This window comes from Amycolatopsis sp. WQ 127309, assembly GCF_023023025.1.
Lineage (GTDB): Bacteria > Actinomycetota > Actinomycetes > Mycobacteriales > Pseudonocardiaceae > Amycolatopsis.
In genome coordinates this window covers 4780662-4801362 of sequence record NZ_CP095481.1, presented here as the reverse complement: position 1 = coordinate 4801362, position 20701 = coordinate 4780662, and the positions used below count along the sequence as shown (strand labels likewise).

Annotated in this window: 20 protein-coding genes; 8 read left to right on the top strand and 12 right to left on the bottom strand. The window is 70.8% G+C overall.

Annotated features, from left to right (window positions below; genetic code table 11):
• Positions 1-5: 5 nt before the first annotated feature.
• Positions 6-266, bottom strand: a complete 261-nt coding sequence (locus MUY22_RS22645; RefSeq protein ID WP_247064053.1) for an acylphosphatase — start codon at positions 264-266, stop codon at positions 6-8.
• Between the two features lie 221 nt (positions 267-487).
• On the opposite strand from MUY22_RS22645, the gene MUY22_RS22640 reads away from it, so the two are divergent.
• On the top strand, positions 488-1105 hold the full coding sequence (locus MUY22_RS22640) for a hypothetical protein (RefSeq protein WP_247062304.1): 618 nt from the start codon (positions 488-490) through the stop codon (positions 1103-1105).
• Between the two features lie 205 nt (positions 1106-1310).
• On the opposite strand, the gene MUY22_RS22635 is transcribed toward MUY22_RS22640, so the two are convergent.
• From MUY22_RS22635 to kdpF, 6 genes are read right to left on the bottom strand one after another with little or no spacing between them, the layout of a single operon-like run.
• Positions 1311-2006, bottom strand: coding sequence for a response regulator (locus MUY22_RS22635; RefSeq protein WP_247062303.1), 696 nt, complete (start codon positions 2004-2006; stop codon positions 1311-1313).
• Positions 2003-4591 carry a DUF4118 domain-containing protein gene (locus MUY22_RS22630; protein WP_371827635.1) on the bottom strand — a complete coding sequence of 863 codons (2589 nt, stop codon included), beginning with the start codon at positions 4589-4591 and terminating at the stop codon, positions 2003-2005. The genes MUY22_RS22635 and MUY22_RS22630 overlap by 4 nt, the downstream gene beginning before the upstream one ends.
• Positions 4539-5150, bottom strand: coding sequence for a potassium-transporting ATPase subunit C (locus tag MUY22_RS22625; protein ID WP_247062301.1), 612 nt, complete (start codon positions 5148-5150; stop codon positions 4539-4541). The genes MUY22_RS22630 and MUY22_RS22625 overlap by 53 nt, the downstream gene beginning before the upstream one ends.
• Before the next feature lie 4 nt (positions 5151-5154).
• Positions 5155-7203, bottom strand: a complete 2049-nt coding sequence (gene kdpB, locus MUY22_RS22620; RefSeq protein WP_247062300.1) for a potassium-transporting ATPase subunit KdpB — start codon at positions 7201-7203, stop codon at positions 5155-5157.
• Entirely contained in the window at positions 7200-8861 is a 1662-nt protein-coding gene (gene kdpA, locus MUY22_RS22615) for a potassium-transporting ATPase subunit KdpA (protein WP_247062299.1), read from the bottom strand. Before kdpA ends, kdpB begins: the two co-directional genes overlap by 4 nt.
• A complete protein-coding gene (gene kdpF, locus MUY22_RS22610; RefSeq protein ID WP_247062298.1) occupies positions 8861-8962 on the bottom strand; it encodes a K(+)-transporting ATPase subunit F in 102 nt (33 codons plus the stop codon). The genes kdpA and kdpF overlap by 1 nt, the downstream gene beginning before the upstream one ends.
• A gap of 404 nt (positions 8963-9366) precedes the next feature.
• On the opposite strand from kdpF, the gene asnB reads away from it, so the two are divergent.
• Together asnB and MUY22_RS22600 are read left to right on the top strand one after the other, a co-directional pair.
• Positions 9367-11208 (top strand): asparagine synthase (glutamine-hydrolyzing), encoded by a 1842-nt coding sequence (gene asnB, locus MUY22_RS22605; RefSeq protein WP_247062297.1) that lies wholly within the window; start codon positions 9367-9369, stop codon positions 11206-11208.
• A gap of 42 nt (positions 11209-11250) precedes the next feature.
• Positions 11251-11553, top strand: coding sequence for a hypothetical protein (locus MUY22_RS22600; RefSeq protein WP_247062296.1), 303 nt, complete (start codon positions 11251-11253; stop codon positions 11551-11553).
• Here MUY22_RS22600 and MUY22_RS22595 read toward each other — a convergent pair.
• Positions 11539-12009 (bottom strand): GNAT family N-acetyltransferase, encoded by a 471-nt coding sequence (locus MUY22_RS22595; RefSeq protein WP_247062295.1) that lies wholly within the window; start codon positions 12007-12009, stop codon positions 11539-11541. The two genes, MUY22_RS22600 and MUY22_RS22595, sit on opposite strands and share 15 nt — an antisense overlap.
• The gene (locus tag MUY22_RS22590) at positions 12006-12503 is read right to left on the bottom strand and encodes an SRPBCC family protein (RefSeq protein WP_247062294.1); all 498 of its coding nucleotides are present in this window, start codon (positions 12501-12503) and stop codon (positions 12006-12008) included. The genes MUY22_RS22595 and MUY22_RS22590 overlap by 4 nt, the downstream gene beginning before the upstream one ends.
• 62 nt (positions 12504-12565) lie before the next feature.
• On the opposite strand from MUY22_RS22590, the gene MUY22_RS22585 reads away from it, so the two are divergent.
• The gene (locus MUY22_RS22585; protein WP_247062293.1) at positions 12566-13147 is read left to right on the top strand and encodes a TetR/AcrR family transcriptional regulator; all 582 of its coding nucleotides are present in this window, start codon (positions 12566-12568) and stop codon (positions 13145-13147) included.
• 161 nt (positions 13148-13308) lie between these two features.
• Here the strand turns inward: MUY22_RS22585 and MUY22_RS22580 are convergent, their stop codons facing one another.
• Genes MUY22_RS22580 through MUY22_RS22570 form a run of 3 tightly spaced genes read right to left on the bottom strand, consistent with a single transcriptional unit; the run spans position 13309 to position 16840 of the window.
• A complete protein-coding gene (locus MUY22_RS22580) occupies positions 13309-14310 on the bottom strand; it encodes a Gfo/Idh/MocA family oxidoreductase (RefSeq protein WP_247062292.1) in 1002 nt (333 codons plus the stop codon).
• 35 nt (positions 14311-14345) lie between these two features.
• Entirely contained in the window at positions 14346-15833 is a 1488-nt protein-coding gene (locus MUY22_RS22575; RefSeq protein ID WP_247062291.1) for a CoA-acylating methylmalonate-semialdehyde dehydrogenase, read from the bottom strand.
• A gap of 8 nt (positions 15834-15841) precedes the next feature.
• Positions 15842-16840 (bottom strand): LacI family DNA-binding transcriptional regulator, encoded by a 999-nt coding sequence (locus MUY22_RS22570; protein ID WP_247062290.1) that lies wholly within the window; start codon positions 16838-16840, stop codon positions 15842-15844.
• Positions 16841-16964: 124 nt separating this feature from the next.
• Between MUY22_RS22570 and MUY22_RS22565 the strand changes: the two genes are divergently transcribed.
• The 4 genes from MUY22_RS22565 to MUY22_RS22550 are packed head-to-tail and all read left to right on the top strand — an operon-like array spanning position 16965 to position 20701.
• Entirely contained in the window at positions 16965-17843 is an 879-nt protein-coding gene (locus MUY22_RS22565) for a TIM barrel protein (protein WP_247062289.1), read from the top strand.
• Positions 17844-17863: 20 nt separating this feature from the next.
• Positions 17864-18868, top strand: a complete 1005-nt coding sequence (locus MUY22_RS22560; RefSeq protein ID WP_247062288.1) for a sugar ABC transporter substrate-binding protein — start codon at positions 17864-17866, stop codon at positions 18866-18868.
• 10 nt (positions 18869-18878) lie between these two features.
• Entirely contained in the window at positions 18879-19922 is a 1044-nt protein-coding gene (locus MUY22_RS22555) for an ABC transporter permease (RefSeq protein ID WP_247062287.1), read from the top strand.
• Positions 19919-20701, top strand: a complete 783-nt coding sequence (locus MUY22_RS22550; protein ID WP_247062285.1) for an ATP-binding cassette domain-containing protein — start codon at positions 19919-19921, stop codon at positions 20699-20701. Before MUY22_RS22555 ends, MUY22_RS22550 begins: the two co-directional genes overlap by 4 nt.

The window sequence follows — 20701 nt, the reverse complement described above, 5'->3', positions numbered from 1 at the left end:
CCGGGCTACCGCTCGGCGAAGCCGCTGAGCCCCCCTTTCGGGTCGGACCAGCGCTCGACAACGGTCTCCACACTTCCGGGTGATTCTCCGGAACGGAGGACGGCCAACAGCCGCTCACAGTGGTCGCGATCACCCTCCGCTATGACCTCGACACGACCGTCGGGCATGTTGCGGGCACTGCCGACGAGACCGAGCTCGAGCGCCCGGCTGCGCGTCCACCAGCGGAAACCGACGCCCTGCACCCGCCCGCGGACCCACGCCGTCATCCTGGTGTTCGTTTGTCCCTCACTCACACGTTCATCCTTTCCGGACAGTTTGACTGCACTCAGTGATCACGCGGGCTCCCTACCTGGGCGAATGCGGCACTGACGGTGATAATCTCCCCGCCGAGGTCGCCCTCCCGGGTTCCCCCGCTCGGGCAAGCAGTGATCGTTCGACGACCTCGAGCCGCAGGTTTTGGAGTCACCCCGATCTTCTAGGAGCCTCTATGCCCCGCCCCGACGGGTCGGATTCGAGCTCACGCATCACCAGGATCGACACCACCGCACCGCCGAAGAGCAGCAAACCGAACCGCGCCGGGTACGTCGTGCTCGGGGTGGCCGGGCTGGTCGTCGCGACGGCGTTCGCGGCCGTCGCCGAGCTCGCCGGACCGGCCCCCGCGACCACCGCGGGCGGCACCGGCGCCCCGGGCGGCCAGGGCACCTCGCCCGCCGGCGTCCAGACGGTGTCGGGCACCCCGACCCCGGGCGGCCCGTCCACCCTCGGCGGCCCGCCGCCGCCGACGGAGACGCAGTCGTCGAGCGCGCCGACCACGGTGGTCTCGGTCAGCCCGGACGGCAAGACGACCACCACGGTCGTCACCCACGCCCCGCCGCCCCCGTACACGCCCCCGCCGGGCGGCCCGGGCAGCACACCACCGCCGGTGACCAAGACGACGACGAAGACCCCACCGCCGGTGACGACCACTCCGACGACGCCGCCGCCGACCACGACGTCGCCGCGGACGGACCCGCCGACCGACACGACCACGCCGGCCGGCGGTGGCGGCAGCTCGTCGGGCGCACCGTCGGTGAGCACGACCGGCACGTCGCCGACGCCCAGGTAAGCGCGAAGTCCCCGAAGGCCACCGCCGCGGCGGTGGCCTTCGTCGTTCCTGGGCCAAACCGCGGTTCGGCTTCGCCGGCGCGTTGCCCCGACCAGCCGACCTTCCTGCTCTGACCCGAAGTCCGTGAATGCCACATCGAGGGACGCTAGTTCCCTCAATGTGGCATTCACGGACTTCGGCCGGTCCCAGTGACACGGGCCGTGCGTCAGGCCTCGAAGCGGTAGCCCATGCCCGGTTCCGTCAGCAGGTGGCGGGGCCGCGAGGGTTCCGGCTCCAGCTTGCGCCGCAGCTGGGCCAGGTACACCCGCAGGTAGTGGGACTCCGTCTCGTACGACGGGCCCCACACCTCGTGCAGCAGCTGCTTCTGCGCGACCAGCCGGCCGCGGTTGCGGACCAGCAGTTCCAGCACGCCCCACTCCGTCTTGGTCAGGTGGACCTCGTGACCGTCGCGGCGGACCTTCTTGGCCGCCAGGTCGATGCTGAACGACGCCGTGTCCACCACCGCGTCCACGTCGTCGGCGCCCGCCACCGCCGAGCGGCGGACCGCCGCACGCAGCCGCGCCAGCAGCTCGTCCATGCCGAACGGCTTGGTGACGTAGTCGTCGGCGCCCGCGTCGAGCGCCTGGACCTTGTCCGCCGAGTCGCCGCGGGCGGACAGGACGATGATCGGGACCGTCGTCCAGCCGCGCAGGCCGGCGATCACCTCGGTGCCGTCGAGGTCGGGCAGGCCGAGGTCGAGCACGACGACGTCCGGCTTGGTCTCCGCGACGGCCTTGAGCGCGGCCGTGCCGTCGTGGGCGGTGATCACCTTGTAGCCGCGCGCGGTGAGGTTGATCCGCAGTGCCCGCACGATCTGCGGCTCGTCGTCCACCACCAGCACGGTGGCCCCGATGTCGGTCATCGCACCCCCTCTTCGACTTTGTACGTGACGCTCTCGGCGGGCAGGGAGACGACGACCGTGAGCCCGCCGCCCGGGGTGTCCTCGGCGCGGATCGTGCCGCCCATCGCCTCGGTGAACCCCTTCGCCACCGACAGCCCGAGCCCGACCCCCGGTGTCGCGTCCCGGTCGCCACCGAGCCGCTGGAACGGCGCGAACGCCGAGTCCGCCGTCCCCTTCCGCAGGCCCTTGCCGTGGTCGACGATCCGCAGCTCGACGTGGCCGGAGTGGGCGCTGGCCCGGGCCGACACCCGGCCCCCGCCGTGCCGCAGCGCGTTGTCCAGCACGTTCGCCACCACCCGTTCCAGCAGGCCGGGATCGGCGAGCACCGACGGCAGCTGGTCGTCGACCGCGACGACCACCGCGCCGGAGGCGTCCACATTGGACAGCGCGTGCGCGACGACCTCGTCGTAGCCGACCGGACGCAGGAGCGGCACCACCGCGCCGGTGGCCAGCCGCGACGAATCCAGCAGGTTGTCGATCAGCCCGGCCAGCCGGTCGGCGGACAGTTCGATGGCCTCCATCAGCTCCGCGGTGTCCTCTTCGGACAGTTGCAGGTCGGGCGCGCGCAAGCTGCCGATGGACGCCTTGATCGACGTCAACGGCGTCCGCAGGTCGTGCCCGACGGCCGAAAGCAACGTCGTGCGCAGCTCGGTGGCCTCGGCCTTGCGCTCGGCTTTCGCCGCGGCGTCGGCACTGCGCTGCTGCCGCAGGGACAATAGCGCCTGCCCGGCCACGGCTTCCAGCACCCGCCGGTCGGCCGCCGGCAGCGCGCGCCCGCGCAGCGTGAGGTGGACGTCGGCGGTGACGGCGATGTCGACGTCGGCCTCGTCCGGGTCGGCGCACGGGTGCTCCCCCGCGGTCGCCACGCCCTGCCACGCGCCTTCGCGCTTTTCCAGCAGGGTCACCGAAGTCAGCGCGAAGTTCTCGCGGACCTTCTCCAGCAGGCGCTCGATCGGGTTCGCGTGGGTCAGCACGGTCCGCGCGTAGGAGGCGAGCAGCGCCGCCTCGGTCCGCGCCCGCGCCGCCTGCGTCGCCCGGCGCGCGGCCGCGTCGACGACCAGCGCGACGAGCACCGCGACCACGACCATCGCGATCAGCGTCACGAGGTTCTGCGGGGTGTGCACGGTGAGCGTGTACAGCGGCGGCGTGAAGAAGAAGTTGAGCAGCCCGGCCCCGAGCACGGCCGCGACCAGCGCCGGGCCGAGGCCGCCGACCAGCGCGACGACGACCGTGGCCAGCACGTACGAAATCACGTCGGTGGCGAAGTCGAACCCGGTGCGCACGAACAGGCCGATGACCGTCACCAGCACCGGCAGCACGACGCTCAGCACCCAGCCCGCGACCAGCCGCGAGAACCCCAGCGGGCTCGCGCCGAGCCGGGCTCGCAGCCGCCCGCCGGCCTCGGCGTGGGTGACCATGTGGACGTCGATGGGCCCGGACTGGCGGACCACCGTGGCGCCAATGCCCTCGTCGAACAGCCGCGCCACGCGCGAACGGCGTGACGTGCCGATCACCAGCTGGGTCGCGTTGACGCCGCGGGCGAAGTCCAGCAACGCGGTCGGGACGTCGTCGCCGACGACGGTGTGGAACGTCGCGCCGACCTCCTCGGCCAGCGTGCGGCAGCGGGCGATCGCGGTGGGGCCGAGCCCGGACAGGCCGTCGCCGCGCAGGATGTGGAGGACCTGCAGTTCGGCGCCGGCGCGGGTGGCGATCCGGCTGGCGCGGCGCATCAGCGTCTCGCTCTCCGGCCCGCCGGTGATGGAGACGACAACGCGTTCGCGCGCCTCCCAGGTGTCGGTGATCTGCTGCTCGGCGCGGTAGCGCTGCAGGGCGACGTCGACCTGGTCGGCCACCCAGAGCAGGGCCAGCTCGCGCAGCGCGGTGAGGTTGCCGGGGCGGAAGTAGTTGCCGAGCGCGGCGTCGATCCGCTCGGCCGGGTAGACGTTGCCGTGCGCGAGCCGCCGCCGCAGCGCCTCGGGCGTGATGTCGACCAGTTCGAGCTGTTCGGCGCGGCGGACGACCTCGTCGGGCACGGTCTCCTGCTGCGTGACGCCGGTGATGCGCTCGACGACGTCGTTGAGGCTCTGCAGGTGCTGCACGTTGACGGTGGACAGCACGTCGATGCCGGCCTCCAGGAGCTCCTCGACGTCCTGCCAGCGCTTGGCGTTGCGTGAGCCCGGCACGTTGGTGTGCGCGAGTTCGTCGACGACGGCGACCTCGGGCGCGCGGGCGAGGATGGCGTCGACGTCCATCTCCTCGAAGGCGCGGCCGCGGTGCTCGGCGTGCCGGCGCGGCACGATCTCGAGGTCTTCGAGCAGCACCGCGGTCTTCTCGCGGCCGTGCGTCTCCACCAGCCCGGCGACGACGTCGGTGCCGCGGTCGAGCCGGCGCCGCGCCTCGCCGAGCATGGCGAAGGTCTTGCCGACGCCCGGAGCCGCGCCGAGGTAGATCCTCAGCTCCCCCCGGCGCGGCTTCTTCGTACTGGTCACGCTGTCAGTGTGCCCCTCCGGCCGCACCTTGCACGGCCAAGTTGAGCTGGAGCACATCCACCCCGGGGACACCGATCCCGGCGCCCGACGTGTTCGCTTCGACGAGCTGCTTCACCCGATCCGCGGGCAGCCCCGTCACCCGGGCGACGCGGGCGATCTGGAGGTCGGCGTAGGCGACGCTGATCGCCGGGTCGAGCCCGGAACCCGACGCCGTCACCGCGTCCGGCGGTACCTGATCGGGTGACACGCCTTCCCGCTTCGCGATGGCGTCCTTCCGCTCGCCGATGGTCTTCACGAGGTCCTCGTTGTACGGGCCCTTGTTGGACGCGCCGGACGTCGACGGGTCGCCGGGACCGAGCGCGTCCTTCGAGAGCGCCGAGGGCCGGTTGTGGAACCACGGGTCGCGCGCCGGGTCGGCGGGCACCGGGTCGACGCCGATGAGCGACGACCCGACGGCCTGGCCGTTCTGCGTGACGACCGAGCCTTCGGCGTGGCCCTCCAGCCCGGGGATGCGGGCGATCGCCCACACGGCCAGGGGGTAGATCACCCCGAGCAGGACCGTCATCACGATGAGGACGCGCAGCCCGGCCCAGGTCTGCTTGACGAGAGTGTTCACGAGGTCACCCGATTCCAGGGATGAGGCGCACGAGCAGGTCGATCAGCCAGATCCCGAGGAAGGGGCTGACGATGCCGCCGAGGCCGTAGACAAGCAGGTTGCGGCGCAGCAGGGCCGAGGCCGACGACGGCTTGTACCGCACGCCGCGCAGGGCCAGCGGGATGAGCACGACGATGATCAGCGCGTTGAAGATGACCGCGGAGAGGATCGCCGACTTCGGCGTGGCCAGGTGCATGATGTTCAACGCGCCGAGCTGGGCGAAGATGCCGGTGAACATCGCCGGCAGGATCGCGAAGTACTTCGCGAGGTCGTTCGCCACGCTGAACGTCGTCAACGCGCCGCGGGTGATCAGCAGCTGCTTGCCGATCTCGACGATCTCGATCAGCTTCGTCGGGTCGCTGTCGAGGTCGACCATGTTGCCGGCCTCCTTCGCGGCGGACGTGCCGGTGTTCATCGCGACGCCGACGTCGGACTGCGCGAGCGCGGGGGCGTCGTTGGTGCCGTCGCCGGTCATCGCGACGAGCCGGCCGCCTTCCTGCTCCTTCTTGATGAGCGCCATCTTGTCTTCGGGCTTGGCCTCGGCGAGGTAGTCGTCGACGCCGGCGTCCGCCGCGATGGCCTTGGCGGTGAGCGGGTTGTCGCCGGTGATCATCACCGTCTTGATGCCCATCGCCCGCAGTTCCTTGAAGCGCTCCTTCATGCCCGGCTTGACGACGTCGGACAGCCGGATCACGCCGTGCACCACGGTGTCTTCGGCGACCACCAGCGGAGTGCCGCCCTGGGCGCTGATCTCGTCGACCACGCGCTCGGTCTCGTCGGGGAACTGCCCGCCGTTGTCGCGCACCCACGCGCGCACGGCACTCGCCGCACCCTTGCGGATCCGCCGGTCACCGACGTCCAGGCCGCTCATCCGGGTCTGCGCGGTGAACGGGACGAACTCGCCGTGCACGTCGTCACCCGCGTGGGCCGCGGTCAGCTCGACGACGCTGCGTCCCTCGGGCGTTTCGTCGGCGAGGCTGGCCAGCCGGGCCGCGCGGGCGAGGTCGTCCGGAGTGGACGATCCCACCGGGATCAGCTCGGTGGCCCGGCGGTTGCCGAAGGTGATGGTGCCGGTCTTGTCGAGCAGCAGCGTCGAGACGTCGCCCGCGGCCTCGACCGCGCGGCCGGACGTCGCGAGGACGTTGCGCTGCACGAGCCGGTCCATCCCGGCGATGCCGATGGCGGACAGCAGCGCGCCGATCGTCGTCGGGATGAGGCAGACCAGCAACGCCGTCAGCACGATCACCGACTGCTCGGACCCGGAGTAGCCGGCCATCGGCTGCAGCGCCACGACGGCGAGCAGGAAGATGATGGTCAGCGTGGCCAGCAGGATGGTCAGCGCGATCTCGTTCGGCGTCTTCTGCCGGGAAGCACCTTCCACCAACGCGATCATGCGGTCCACAAAGGACTCACCGGGCTTGGTCGTGATCTTCACGACGACCCGGTCGCTCAGCACGGTCGTGCCGCCGGTGACGGCGCTGCGGTCGCCGCCGGACTCGCGGATGACCGGCGCGGACTCGCCGGTGATGGCCGACTCGTCGACGGTCGCGATGCCCTCGACGACGTCGCCGTCACCCGGGATCACCTGGCCGGCCTCGACGACCACGAGGTCGCCGACGCGCAGTTCGGCGCCGGGCACCTGCTCCTCGTCGCCGTTCGCGGTGAGGCGCCGCGCGACGGTCTCCTTCTTCGACCGCCGCAGGCTTTCCGCCTGTGCCTTGCCGCGCCCTTCGGCGACGGCCTCGGCGAGGTTGGCGAAGATGACCGTGAACCACAGCCAGATCGCGATGAGGATGGTGAAGACGCTCGGGTCGGTGACGGCGAAGACGGTGGTCAGCGCCGAGCCGACCCACACCACGAACATCACCGGGTTGGCGAGCTGGTGCTTCGGGTTGAGCTTCTTGAAGGCATCCGGCAGCGACGTCCAGAGCTGGCGGGGGCTGAAGACCCCGGCGCCGACGCGACCGGTGTGCTCTTCGTGGGTCACCTGAGGTCGTTCTTCGGTGACGGTCATGCGAGTGCCTCCGCGATGGGCCCGAGCGCGAGCGCCGGGATGAACGTGAGGGCCGCGACGAGCACCACCGTGCCGGTGAGCATGGTGGCGAACAGCGGCCCGGTGGTGGGCAGCGTCCCCGCCGTTTCGGGGACCTTCCGCTGCGCGGCCAGGGATCCGGCCAGGCAGAGCACGGCGACGATCGGGATGAACCGGCCGAACGCCATGGCGACGCCGAACGACGACTGGAACCAGTCGCTCGTCGCCGTCAGGCCGCCGAACGCGCTGCCGTTGTTGTTGCCGGTCGAGGCGTAGCCGTAGAGGATTTCGGACAGCCCGTGCGCGCCGCTGTTGCCGAGCGCGCCCGCCGTGCCCGGCAGCATCAGGGCGATCCCGCTGCCCAGGAGCACGACCAGCGGCATGGCCAGCATCGAGATCGCCGCGCAGGTGACCTCGCGCTTGCCGAGCTTCTTGCCCAGGTACTCCGGCGTCCGCCCGACCATCAGTCCGGCCAGGAACATCGCGATGATCGCCATCACGAGGATGCCGTAGAGGCCGGTGCCGACGCCGCCCGGCGAGATCTCGCCGTAGAGCATGTTGAGCAGCGGACCGCCGCCGCCGAGCCCCGAGAGGCTGTCGTGGGCGCCGTTGATCGCGCCCGTGGACGTGCCGGTGGTGGTGTCGGCGAAGATCGACGTGCTCGAGATGCCGAACCGCTGTTCCTTGCCCTCCATGCTCGCCCCGGCGGCCAGCGCGGCCGGGTTGCTCGCCTTGGCCTCGGAGAACCAGATGATCGCCAGCGACGCGGCCCAGAGCAGGCTCATCACGCCGAGCAGGACGTACCCCTGCTTGGGTTTGCCGACGAGCTTGCCGAACGTGCGGGTCAGGCTGACCGGGATCACCAGGATCAGGAACAGCTCGATCAGGTTCGTCCAGACGTTGGGGTTCTCGAACGGGTGCGCCGAGTTGGCGTTGAGGATGCCGCCGCCGTTGGTGCCGAGCTCCTTGATCGCCTCCTGGCTCGCCGCCGGGGCCAGCGCGATGGTGCTCTGGCTGCCGTCGGGGTTGGTGACGGCGACGCCCGCCTTGAGGCTCTGCACGACGCCGAGGGCGATCAGCACGAGCGCGAACACGAAGGCCATCGGCAGCAGGACGCGGACGGTGCCGCGCGTGAGGTCCACCCAGAAGTTGCCGAGCCGGTCGGTCCGCGAGCGGATGAACCCGCGGGTCAGCGCGATGGCGACGGCCAGCCCGACGCCCGCGGACAGGAAGTTCTGCACGGTGAGCCCGGCCATCTGCACGAAGTGGCCCATCGTCGTCTCGGGGACGTAGGACTGCCAGTTCGTGTTGGTGACGAAGGAGATCGCCGTGTTGAACGCGACGCCGGGGCTCACCGAGCCGCGGCCCAGGCTCCACGGCAGGATCGGCTGCAGCCGTTGCAGCAGGTAGAGCAGGACGACCGAGACGAACGAGAAGCCGAGCACGCCGGCGGCGTAGGTCGGCCACCGCTGCTCGGAGTCCGGGTTGACGCGGAAGAGCTTGTAGAGACCCTTCTCGAGCTTCAGGTGCTTCTCGGTGGAGAAGACGCGCGCCATGTAGTCGCCGAGTGGTTTGTAAACCACGGCGAGGGCGACGAGGAGGAGACCGAGCTGGACCAGCCCGGCCGCGGTGTCGGACATCAGAATTTCTCCGGCCTGATCAAGGCGACGAACAGGTAGACGAGAAGGCCCAGCGCCAGCAGTCCGCCGACGACGTTGGCCACGGTGCCCGCGCCGCTCACAGCTTCTCCAAGCCACGCAGCGCCAGCGCGATAACCACGAAAATGCCGATCAGGAGAACGGCGTACAGCAAGTCGGCCACTAGGCACCTCTCAGGACAGGTCACCGCTTTCGGTGACCAGGGACGAGGCCAACTGTGCGGCCGTTCCGGCCGTCCGCGGAGGGTGGCTGACGGCGCGTTAACGCCGTCCTGATGCGCATTTACGCCGTCTTTATGGCGGGTGGCGCCGATCACGCAAGCGTTTGCCTTCACCTCGGCGTGGCCGTGGTTGGTGAGTGACTCACGGCACACTGCGTGATCGAATGAGCGCGGAACGTGCAATTCGGGCAGACAAGATGTTCTCCCCGTGTTACACCTGTGTTACCGATAGTTGTACTAGCTAAGTAAAAGCTTGGAGGGGTCCGTATGTGCGGTATCGCCGGCTGGGTTTCCTACGACGCCGACCTCACGCGCCGGCAGGACGTCGTGGACGCCATGACCGAGACCATGGCCTGCCGTGGTCCGGACGGCGTCGGTACCTGGGTGCGCAAGCACGTCGCGCTCGGCCACCGGCGCCTCGCCATCATCGACCTGCCCGGCGGCCGGCAGCCGATGTCCGTGCACACGCCGAACGGCGACGTCGCGATGGTCTACAGCGGTGAGGCCTACAACTTCACCGAGCTGAAGGACGAGCTCACGAAGCTCGGCCACAAGTGGGAGACCGACAGCGACACCGAAGTGGTGCTGCACGGCTACCTGCAGTGGGGCGACGCGGTCGTCGACCACCTCAACGGCATGTACGCCTTCGCGATCTGGGACGAGCGCGACGACCGGCTCGTGATGATCCGCGACCGGATGGGCATCAAGCCGTTCTACTACTACCCGACGGCCGACGGCGTGCTGTTCGGCTCCGAGCCGAAGGCGATCCTCGCGAACCCGCTCGCGAAGAAGGTGGTCGACACCGACGGCCTGCGCGAGCTGATGGCGTTCACCAAGCGCCCCGGCTGGTCGCTGTGGAAGGACATGGAGGAGGTCCAGCCCGGCACGATCGTCACCGTGTCGCGCGAGGGCATCCGCACCCGCACGTACTGGAAGCTCGACGCCAAGCAGCACACGGACGACCAGGAGACCACGGTCGAGCGCGTCCGCGAGCTGATGACCGACATCGTGCACCGCCAGCTCGTCGCCGACGTCCCGCGTTGCGTGCTGCTGTCCGGCGGCCTGGACTCCAGCGCCGTCACCGGCCTCGCCGCGCCCCACCTCGCCGAGCAGGGCGAGCAGCTGCGGACGTTCTCCGTCGACTTCTTCGGCCAGGAGGAGAACTTCAAGCCGGACGAGATGCGCGACACCGCGGACTCGCCCTACATCCGCGACGTCGCCGACCTGGTCGGGTCCGCGCACCAGAACGTCATGCTGAACCCGGCGGAGCTGAGCGACCCGGCGGTGCGACGCGCGGTGCTGAAGGCCCGCGACATCCCGGCCGGCCTCGGTGACATGGACACGTCGCTGTACCTGCTGTTCAAGGCGATCCGCGGCGAGTCGACGGTGGCCCTGTCGGGCGAGTCGGCCGACGAGGTGTTCGGCGGTTACCGCTGGTTCCACGACGAGAAGGCCGTCAACGCCGACACGTTCCCGTGGCTGGCGTTCCGGAACTCGATGATGGAGGACCGGGCGTCGCTCTACACGCCCGAGCTGGTGCGCAAGCTCAACCTCGAGACCTACATCGCGGACCAGTACGCGACGGCGGTCTCTTCGGTGGACCACCTCGACGGCGAGTCCGCGAAGGAAGCGCGGATGCGGACGATCTGCAACCTGCACCTGACGCGGTTCGTGCGGATGCTGCTCGACCGCAAGGACCGCGCGTCGATGGCGGTGGGCCTGGAGGTCCGCGTGCCGTTCTGCGACCACCGGCTGGTCGAGTACGTCTACAACACGCCGTGGTCGCTCAAGACGTTCGACGGCCGCGAGAAGAGCCTCCTGCGGCACGCGACCAAGCACGTCCTCCCGGAGTCGGTGGCCCAGCGGGTGAAGAGCCCGTACCCCTCGACGCAGGACCCGGGCTACGCGGCGGCGCTGCAGCAGCAGGTCAAGGAGGTCCTCGCGGAGCCGAACCACGCGGTGTTCGGCCTGGTCGACAAGGCCTGGGCGCACCGGGTGTCCGAAGTGGACTCGGCCACCATGGACCCGGGTGCCCGCATCGGCCTGGACCGGCTGCTCGACCTGTACCACTGGATCGAGATGTACTCCCCGGAATTGCAGCTCGACTGAGGTCTTGACCTCAAGCGCCCTTGAGGTCGGACGCTGGGCGGCATGAACGTGCTGCTGTTCGGCCGCAACCCGGCCACGGTCTCGAGGGTGACGGCGGCGCTGTCCGCGGCGGGTCTCGCCGCGGACGGCGTCGCTTCGGAGGAAGCGGCGCTGTCCCGCCTGGGCATCGTGGACACGCTGGTGCTGGGCGCCGGGGTGGTGGGCCCGCTGCGGGAGCGCCTCACGGCCGCGGCGGCCCGGCACGGGGTGCGGTGGGTGCAGGGGCCGCACATCCTCCCGGAGCGGGACGCCCTGGAGTACGTCCGCACGGAGATCCTGCCGCGGCTGAAGTCAGCTCAGCGGTAGTTCCGCCGTCACGTCGTCGCCTTCCGTGGCCAAGCTCGCGCCGATTCCGCTCAGCAGGGTCCGGGCTCCGCGATTGCCCGCGGTGGTCGAGGCGACGAACCTCGTCGCGTCGCTGTCCTTCGCCAGGTCCAGCAGTGACGCCGTCACCTGCTTGCCGATCCCCCGGCCGCGGACGTCGCGGCTCAGCCAGATGCCCGCCTCCACCGCGTCGCCGTGACGCTCCAGGCGGGCCGCGCCGACCGCCGTCCCCGCGACGTCGACCACCCACGTGCGCTCCACCGCCGTCTCCGGGCTCAGCGACCTGGCCCGGTGGAACTCCAGGAACGCCGCGCGGCGCTCGGGCGTCCAGCCGGGTGGGCCGTCGACCGGGGGCATCACCTCCAGGGGGTCCGCGCCGGCGACGGCGGCCTCCAGCAGCCGCGCCAGTGCGGGCTCGTCCAGCGGTGTCAGGATCACGGCCGGAGTGTGGCGGACGGCCGTGGCGACCGCGACCGGTTTCGGGCCAGTGCGCGCAGGAAACGGACGTAGCGCGACCACTTCACCGGCCGGGACACCCGGCCGGTCACGGCCAGTTCGGCGCGGTCCAGCAGTTGCTCCAGGAGCGCGTCGTGCAGCGGGCGGAACACCAGTGGCCAGCTCAGGCGGGTCCAGCCGTGCAGCGTTCCCTCCAGGACGTGCGTCAGCGCGTCACCCGAAATCGTGAACTCGTGAAAGCCGTGCAGGCCCGTCGGCGCCGTGAAGCGGAACCGCAGGCGATCGGGCGCGACGTCTTCGAGGACGTACCGGACCGGGCCGTGACCGGCGGTCGTGCCCGGGACGAGCGGGCCGTCGAGGCGGGTGGGCGGCCAGTCGGCGACCGGCCAGAGGCGGTCGTCGTCCGTGCCGAGCGTGGCCAGCAGCTCCGGCGGCACCGGCCGCGGGAACCTCCGGGTGTGGACGTTGCGGATCATGGCACAACCCTCCGTTCTGGAGACTGTCCTCCAGAACGTATCAGAGGATAGTCTCCAGAACCATGGGCCGGCCGGCGACGCACACCACAGCGCAGTTCCTCGACGCCGCGACGACGTTGTTCGCCGGGGGCGGCGCCCGCGCGGTCACGATGGCCGCGACGGCCAAGGCCGCGGACGCGCCGAACGGCTCGATCTACCACCGCTTCCCGGACCGCCCGGCGCTGCTGGCCGCGCTCTGGCTCCGCACCCTGCGCGACTTCCAGGACCTGTTCGTCGAGACCCTCGGCGACGCGGCCTCGGTGGACGCGGCGGTCGAGGCCGCGACGAGCGTCGTCCGCTGGTGCCGCAAGCACCCCGACGGTGCCCGGGTCCTCGACGCGGGCAAGCAGGCCTTCGGCCCCGCCGACTGGTCTCCCGAAGCCGCCGCGGCCCTGACCGCCGCGGAGGAGGAACTCCGCGCGGCCCTCAAACAGGCGACGCTCTCGCTGCCCCCGCTCACCGGCTGCACCGACGAGGACGTCGTGCTGGCCTTGGTCGAGATCCCGCGCGCGATCGTCCACCGCTACCTCTCGACCGGCCGCACTCCCCCGCCGAAGGCCGCCGACCTGGTGGAACGCACAGTCCGCAAGCTCCTCCGCCCGTAACCCACGTGATCAGAGACGTGACTCGCGTGATCAGGGACGTGACTCGCGTGATCAGGGACGTGACTCGCGTGATTGAAGCCGTGACTCGCGAGTTCCGCCTTCAATCACGCGAGTTCCGGCTCTGATCACGCGAGATCCGGGCTCGATCACGCGAGTTCCGGCTAGCGGCGGACCTCCGTCAGCTTCACCGGGCGGCGCTCGCGGCGCGAGACTTCGCACGCTTCGGCGATGTAGAACGCTTCGAGCGCGTCGGCCGCGACGCACGGTGAAGGCGCGCGGCCGGCGACGACGTCGAGGAACGCGCGCAGCTCCGTTGTGTACGCGGGGCGGAAGCGTTCCATGAAGCCCGGGTACGCCGGACCGGGCAGCGGCGGGACCCCCGGCTCGACCGAGCGCAGCGGTGCCCGGTCGTCCAGGCCGACGACCACGCCGGAGACCGACCCCAGCGCTTCCAGACGGACGTCGTAGCCCGCGCCGTTGTAGCGGGTCAGGGACACCGTCGCCAAGGAGCCGTCGTCCAGGGTCAGGGTGGCCGCCGCTGTGTCGACGTCGCCCGCGTCGGCGAAGAACCGCTCGCCGCGGTTGGCGCCGATCGCGTAGACCTCCTCGATCTCGCGGCCGCTCACCCAGCGGATGATGTCGAAGTCGTGGACGCCGCAGTCGCGGAACAGCCCGCCCGAGTGCGCCACGTACTCCGCCGGCGGGGGCGCCGGGTCGAACGTCGTCGCGCGCAGCGTGTGCAGCCAGCCCAGCTCACCCGACGCGACCGCCGCCCGCGCCGCCGCGTAACCCGCGTCGAACCGGCGCTGGAACCCGATCTGGACCGGGACGTCGGACGCACTGATCCGGTCGATCACCGCCAGGGTGCCCGGGATGTCGGCCGCGACCGGCTTCTCGCAGAACACCGGCAGGCCCGCGTCGACGGCCGCGATGATCAGCCCCGGGTGGGCGTCGGTGGCCGCGGTGACGACCAGGCCGTCGAGGCCCGCGGCGAACAGCCCCTCGATGCTCGCCGCGACCTCCACTCCCAGCTTCGCCCCCGCGGCCTGAGCGCGCGCGGTGTCGACGTCGGCCACCAGGACCGACTCCACCTCGTCGAACCCCTTGAGCGTCTCCGCGTGCGCGGTGCCGATCCGCCCGGTGCCCGCCAGTCCCAGCCTCATCGTCGTGAACCCTCCTGTGTGCGAAAGTCGGAAACTCAGCGGTGCGTCGGAAAACCCAGGTCGACGCCCTGCGCTTGACGCGGCCAGCGCGACGTCACGGCCTTCGCCCGCGTGTAGAACCGGACGCCCTCGGCGCCGTGGACGTGGGTGTCGCCGAACAGCGAGTCCTTCCAGCCACCGAAGGAGTAGTAGGCCATCGGGACCGGGATCGGGACGTTGATGCCGACCATGCCCACCTGCACCCGGCGCTCGAACTCGCGCGCGGCCTGGCCGTCGGTGGTGAAGATCGCCGTGCCGTTGCCGTACGGGTTGGCGTTGACCAGCGCGAGCGCCTCCTCGAAGGTGCCCGCGCGCACGACCACCAGCACCGGGCCGAAAATCTCGTCGGTGTAGACCGACATGTCGGTGGTCACGTGGTCGAACAGCGTCGGCCCGACCCAGAACCCGGCGCCGGGCCCCGTGAAGGTCCGGCCGTCGACGACCAGGGACGCGCCGGCCCGCTCGCCCGCGTCCACATAGGACACGATCCGGTCGCGCGCGGCACCGGTGACCACGGGCCCCATCTGCGAGGTCTCGTCGGTACCCGGGCCGGTCTTCAGCTCGCGGGTCCGGGACGCGATCGCGGCGACCAGGTCGTCACCGCGGTCGCCGACCGCCACCACGACCGAGATCGCCATGCACCGCTCCCCCGCGCTGCCGTAGCCCGCGGACACCGCGGCGTCGGCCGCGCCGTCGAGATCCGCGTCCGGCAGCACGATCATGTGGTTCTTCGCGCCGCCGAGGGCTTGGACGCGCTTGCCCGCGGCCGTCCCGGTCTCGTAGACGTGCCGTGCGATCGGCGTCGAGCCGACGAACGACACCCCGGCGATATCGGGGTGCACGAGCAGGGCATTGACGGCCTCGGCGTCGCCCTGGACGACGTTGAGCACGCCCGGCGGCAGCCCGGCCTCGGCGAACAGCTCGGCGAGGCGGACCGACGCCGACGGGTCGCGGTCGGACGGCTTGAGCACGAACGTGTTGCCGCAGGCGATGGCGATCGGGAACATCCACATCGGCACCATCACCGGGAAGTTGAACGGCGTGATGCCGGCGACGACGCCGAGCGGCTGGCGCAGCGAGTACGCGTCGATGCCGCGGGAGACCTGGTCGGAGTGCTCGCCCTTGAGCACCTGGGCGATGCCGCAGGCGAACTCGACGACCTCCAGGCCGCGCTGGACCTCGCCCGCGGCGTCCGACAGGACCTTGCCGTGCTCGGCGGTGATCAGCGCGGCCAGTTCGTCGCGGTGCGCGTCGACCAGCTCGCGGAACTTGAACAGGACGCGGGTGCGGACGGACAGCGAGCTGTCCGCCCAGTCGAGCGACGCCTTGACGGCCGACGCCACCGCGGCGTCCACATCGGACTGTCCGGCCAGGACGACCTGCCGGGCCACTTCCCCGGTCGCGGGCTGGTAGACGTCGCCGCGGCGGGACGACACCCCGGCCGTGCGGGCGCCGTCGATCCAGTGCTGGACGAGTTCGGACACGGAGTCTCCTATGCGTGTGCGGTGGTCGACCGGACCACCAGGGACGGGTGCAGCAGGTGCCGGACCGGCTCGGTGCGCTCCCCGCGCACGCGTTCGAGCAGGGCTTCGAAGGCCAGCCGCGCCATGTCCTTGCGCGGCTGGTCCACCGTGGTCAGGGAGAGGTGGCGCAACGCGGCGAGCGACGTGTTGTCGTAGCCGACGACCGACACGTCCTCCGGCACGCGCAGCCCGGCTTCCTCGAGGGCCGAAATCGCCCCCACGGCGTTGAAGTCGTTGCCGGCGACCAGCCCCGTCGGCAGTTCCGGGCGCGCGTACGCGGCGAGCAGCTCCCGCACGGCGTTCTCGCCGCCGATGTCGGTGTGTTCGCTGCGCACGACGATCGGTTCGAGCCCGTGCCCCCGCATGGCGGCCTCGAAACCGCGCCGCCGCTGCGCCGCCCCGGCCGCGCCACCACCGTCGAGGTGGGCGATGCGCCGGTGCCCCAGGCCGACCAGGTGGCCGACGGCCAGCGCGGAGCCCGCCTCGCCGTCGTCGTTCACCGTGTCCACTGTGGACGCTCGGGCGGTGCGCGAGACCAGCACGACCGGGCACTGCTTGGCCGCGACCTGGATCGCCGAGGCCGGCACGACCGGCGACAGCAGGACGATGCCCGCCGGCCGGAAGGAAAGGAGGTTGTGCAGGGCGTTCCACTCGCGCGTGGGGCTCCGGCCGCCGGTGTTGAGGATCAGGTCGAAGCCCGCCGCCTGCGCGGCGCTGTCCAGCTCTTCGACGATGTCGGCGAAGAACGCGTTGCGCAGGTCGTTCACCATCACGCCGAGCACCGTGGAGGTCCGGCTGGCCAGCGACCGCGCCATGATGTGCGGCTGGTACCCGAGTTCCTCGGCCGCGCGCAGGACGGCGGTGCGCCGCGCGTCGGAGACCTTCGGTGAATTCCTCATCACCAGGGAGACCAGTGCGCGGGAAACCCCCGCTCGCGCGGCCACGTCCTCCATGGTCGGACGCACCATCGCCGCACCTCCCCGCCTGTGGGTTACGGGCCGGAAACAAGCCCTTGACTTTGCTGTGACGGACGCTACAAGATTAGAGCGCTCTAATCAATAGAGCGCTCCAACGGACCAACGGAGGCCCTCTGTGTCAGCGACGATCCGCGTCGCCGCCGCCCCGATCTCCTGGGGCGTCTGCGAAGTCCCGGGCTGGGGCCGCGTGCTGGACGCGCCGACCGTGCTGCGCGAGATGGCGGAGCTCGGCGTCCAGGCGACGGAGCTGGGCCCACCCGGGTACCTCCCCCGCGACCCGGCCGAGCTGCGCGCGCTGCTCGGGGAGCACGACCTGACGCTCGTGGGCGGGTTCCTCGCCGTCGTGCTGCACGCCGACCAGGAAAAAGCGCTCGCCGAGGCCGAGGAGTCCGCCGCGCTGTTCGCCGCGTGCGGGGGCGACGTCCTCGTGCTCGCCGCCGCGACCGGGCTCGACGGTTACGACGAACGCCCGGCGCTCACCGACGCCGAATGGGCGACACTCGTCGAGACCACGGGCCGGATCCGGGACATCGCCGGTGGTCACGGCCTGCGCACCGTGCTGCACCCGCACATCGGGACGCACGTGGAGCAGCAGGCCGAGGTCGAGCGCTTCCTCCGCGACTCCGATCTGGGGTTGTGCCTCGACACCGGACACCTGATGATCGGCGGGACCGATCCGGTCGAGCTGGCGAAGCGGTTTCCCGAGCGGGTGGCGCACGTGCATCTGAAGGACGTCAAGGGGGACCTGGCCGCCGAGGTGCGCGCGGGGCGGCTCGGCTACACCGAGGCGGTCGGGCGGGGCCTCTACGTGCCGCTCGGCGAGGGGGACGTGGACGTGGCGTCGATGGTGCGCTCCGTCCAGGCGGCGGGCTACGACGGCTGGTACGTCCTCGAGCAGGACACCGCCCTGGGCGAGACGAGCCCCGACGACGTGCCTCGCCGCGACACCGAGCGCAGCCTCGCGGAACTCGCGAAGATCGTGCAAGCCCTCTAACTGGTCCCAAAGGAGTGACTGTGTTTTCGTTCAAGAGAAGCTTCGCCGTGGTGGCGGCCGTCGCCGCCACCGGCCTGGTGCTCGCCGCCTGCAGCGGCCCCAGCGCCGACAACTCGACCAGCAGCTCCGGCGCCAACTCGTCCGCCGCGGCGCCGCCGAGCTCGAGCGGCCCGCTCAAGGTCGCCGTGGTCACCCACGGCAGCGCCGGCGACGCGTTCTGGAACGTCGTCAAGAACGGCGCCGAGCAGGCCGGCAAGGACCTCAACGTGGGCGTCGACTACTACTCCGACGGCGACCCCGGCAACCAGGCCAAGCTGATCGACAACGCCGTCGCGCAGAAGGTCGGCGGCCTGGTCGTGTCGATGGCGAACCCGCAGGCACTGCAGACGTCGATCCAGAACGCCGTCAAGGCCGGGATCCCGGTCGTCACGATCAACTCGGGTGAGGACCAGAGCGCGGCGTTCGGCGCGATCGCGCACGTCGGGCAGAGCGAAGGCCTCGCCGGTCAGGGCGCCGGGCAGCGGCTCAAGGCGGCCGGCAAGACGAAGCTGCTCTGCGTGATCCACGAGGCCGGCAACATCGGCCAGAACCAGCGTTGTGACGGCGCGAAGCAGACGTTCGGCACCGTCTCGACACTGCAGGTCGACATCTCCAACCCGACCGACGCGCAGGCGCGGATCCGCGGCGCGCTGCAGGCCGACCCGTCGATCGACGCGGTCCTCGCGCTGAACTCGCAGGTCGCGGCCCGCGCCGTGGACGCGGCGAAGGAAGCGAGCTCGAAGGCGCAGGTGGCGACGTTCGACCTGAACGCCGACGTGGTGGCCGCCATCAAGGCGGGCACCATCCTCTTCGCCGTCGACCAGCAGCAGTACGAGCAGGGGTACCTGCCCATCGTGTTCCTCAAGCTCTACAAGGAGAACGGCAACACCATCGGTGGTGGCCACCCGGTGCAGACCGGTCCGGGCTTCGTCGACAAGACCAACATCGACACCGTGGCCCCGTACGCGCAGCGCGGCACCCGCTAAGGGGAGTGACATGACCGCAGCGATCCAGGCAGAACCGGACGAACGCATAGCGAAGAAGAGCCTGACGGACCGGCTGGTGGTCCGGCCGGAGATCGGGGCGCTGCTGGGCGCCGTGCTGGTGTTCGTCTTCTTCTCGGTCGTCACCGGCCAGTTCCTCAGCCCGCTCGGCGTGGCGACCTGGCTCGACGACTCGTCGACGCTGGGCATCATGGCCGTGGTGGTCGCGCTGCTCATGGTCGGCGGCGAGTTCGACCTGTCGGCGGGCGTGATGACGGCGTCGACGTCGCTGGTCACCGCGATCCTGGCGACGCAGGCGGGCTGGAACGTCTGGCTCGCGCTGCTGGTCTCGCTGGTGTTCGCGCTCGGCGTCGGCGCGTTCAACGGGTGGCTGGTCATGAAGACCGGCCTGCCCAGCTTCATCGTCACGCTGGGTTCGTTCCTGGCCCTGCAGGGGCTGAACCTCGGCGTGACGCGGCTGGTCACCGACACCGTCCAGGTGTCGGGGATGCGCTCGGCCAGCGGGTACGAGTCGGCCGGCGGGCTGTTCGCGTCGACGTTCGACATCGGCGGCACGGAGTTCCAGTCGTCGATCGTGTGGTGGATCGTCGTGACGGCGATCGCCGCGTGGCTGCTGCTGCGGACCCGGTTCGGCAACTGGATCTTCGCGGTCGGCGGGTCGCAGGTGTCGGCCCGCTCGGTCGGCGTACCGGTGGTGCGCACGAAGATCCTGCTGTTCATGGGCACCGCCGCCGGCGCGTGGCTGGTCGGCTCGATCAACATCCTGCGCTTCGCCAGTGTGCAGGCCAACCAGGGCATCGGGCTGGAGTTCCAGTTCATCATCGCCGCGGTGATCGGCGGCTGCCTGCTCACCGGCGGCTTCGGCTCGGCGGTGGGCGCGGCGATCGGTGCGCTGATCTTCGGCATGGCCCGCCAGGGCATCGTGTTCGCCCAGTGGAACAGCGACTGGTTCATGCTGTTCCTCGGGGTCATGCTGCTGGCCGCGGTGCTGGTCAACAACGCCTTCCGGCGGCGCGCGGAAAGGGTGCGGCGATGAGTCCTCTGCTCGAAGTGCGGGACATCGGCAAGACCTACGGCAGCGTCATCGCGTTGCGCGACGTGTCCACTGTGGTCAACGCGGGCGAGGTCACCTGCGTGCTCGGCGACAACGGCGCCGGGAAGTCCACGCTGATCAAGATCCTGGCCGGGGTGCACCAGCACGACCGCGGCGAGTTCCTGGTCGAGGACACGCCGGTGAAGTTCGCTTCGCCGCGCGAGGCGCTGGACCACGGCATCGCGACCGTGTACCAGGACCTCGCGGTGGTGCCGCTGATGAGCGTCTGGCGGAACTTCTTCCTCGGGTCGGAGCCGACGGTCGGGTTCGGCCCGTTCAAGGCCCTGGACCGCAAGAAGGGCCGCGAGACGACCAAGCAGGCGCTGTCCGACATGGGCATCGACCTGCGGGACGTCGAGCAGCCGGTCGGCACGCTCTCCGGCGGTGAGCGCCAGTGCGTCGCGATCGCGCGAGCGGTCTACTTCGGCGCGAAGGTGCTGATCCTCGACGAGCCGACGGCGGCCCTGGGTGTCAAGCAGGCCGGCGTGGTGCTCAAGTACGTCGCCCAGGCCCGCGATCGCGGGCTCGGCGTCGTGCTGATCACGCACAACCCGCACCACGCGTTCCCGGTCGCGGACCGGTTCCTGCTGCTCAAGCGAGGTGCGCCGCTCGGCTCGTACGAGAAGAAGGACATCGACATCAACGAGCTGACCCGGCAGATGGCGGGCGGTGCGGAGCTGGAAGCCCTGGAGCACGAACTGCGGCAGGTGGAGAAGAAGTGA

Coding starts and splice junctions, on each gene's coding strand:
- MUY22_RS22590 (WP_247062294.1), bottom strand. CDS start 12,503: ATGATCCGCAACGTCCACACCCGGAGGTTCCCGCGGCCGGTGCCGCCG.
- MUY22_RS22555 (WP_247062287.1), top strand. CDS start 18,879: ATGACCGCAGCGATCCAGGCAGAACCGGACGAACGCATAGCGAAGAAG.
- MUY22_RS22645 (WP_247064053.1), bottom strand. CDS start 266: ATGACGGCGTGGGTCCGCGGGCGGGTGCAGGGCGTCGGTTTCCGCTGG.
- MUY22_RS22580 (WP_247062292.1), bottom strand. CDS start 14,310: ATGAGGCTGGGACTGGCGGGCACCGGGCGGATCGGCACCGCGCACGCG.
- MUY22_RS22585 (WP_247062293.1), top strand. CDS start 12,566: ATGGGCCGGCCGGCGACGCACACCACAGCGCAGTTCCTCGACGCCGCG.
- MUY22_RS22635 (WP_247062303.1), bottom strand. CDS start 2,006: ATGACCGACATCGGGGCCACCGTGCTGGTGGTGGACGACGAGCCGCAG.
- MUY22_RS22630 (WP_371827635.1), bottom strand. CDS start 4,591: ATGTGCTCCAGCTCAACTTGGCCGTGCAAGGTGCGGCCGGAGGGGCAC.
- MUY22_RS22550 (WP_247062285.1), top strand. CDS start 19,919: ATGAGTCCTCTGCTCGAAGTGCGGGACATCGGCAAGACCTACGGCAGC.
- MUY22_RS22600 (WP_247062296.1), top strand. CDS start 11,251: ATGAACGTGCTGCTGTTCGGCCGCAACCCGGCCACGGTCTCGAGGGTG.
- kdpB (WP_247062300.1), bottom strand. CDS start 7,203: ATGACCGTCACCGAAGAACGACCTCAGGTGACCCACGAAGAGCACACC.
- MUY22_RS22570 (WP_247062290.1), bottom strand. CDS start 16,840: ATGGTGCGTCCGACCATGGAGGACGTGGCCGCGCGAGCGGGGGTTTCC.
- kdpA (WP_247062299.1), bottom strand. CDS start 8,861: ATGTCCGACACCGCGGCCGGGCTGGTCCAGCTCGGTCTCCTCCTCGTC.
- MUY22_RS22640 (WP_247062304.1), top strand. CDS start 488: ATGCCCCGCCCCGACGGGTCGGATTCGAGCTCACGCATCACCAGGATC.
- asnB (WP_247062297.1), top strand. CDS start 9,367: ATGTGCGGTATCGCCGGCTGGGTTTCCTACGACGCCGACCTCACGCGC.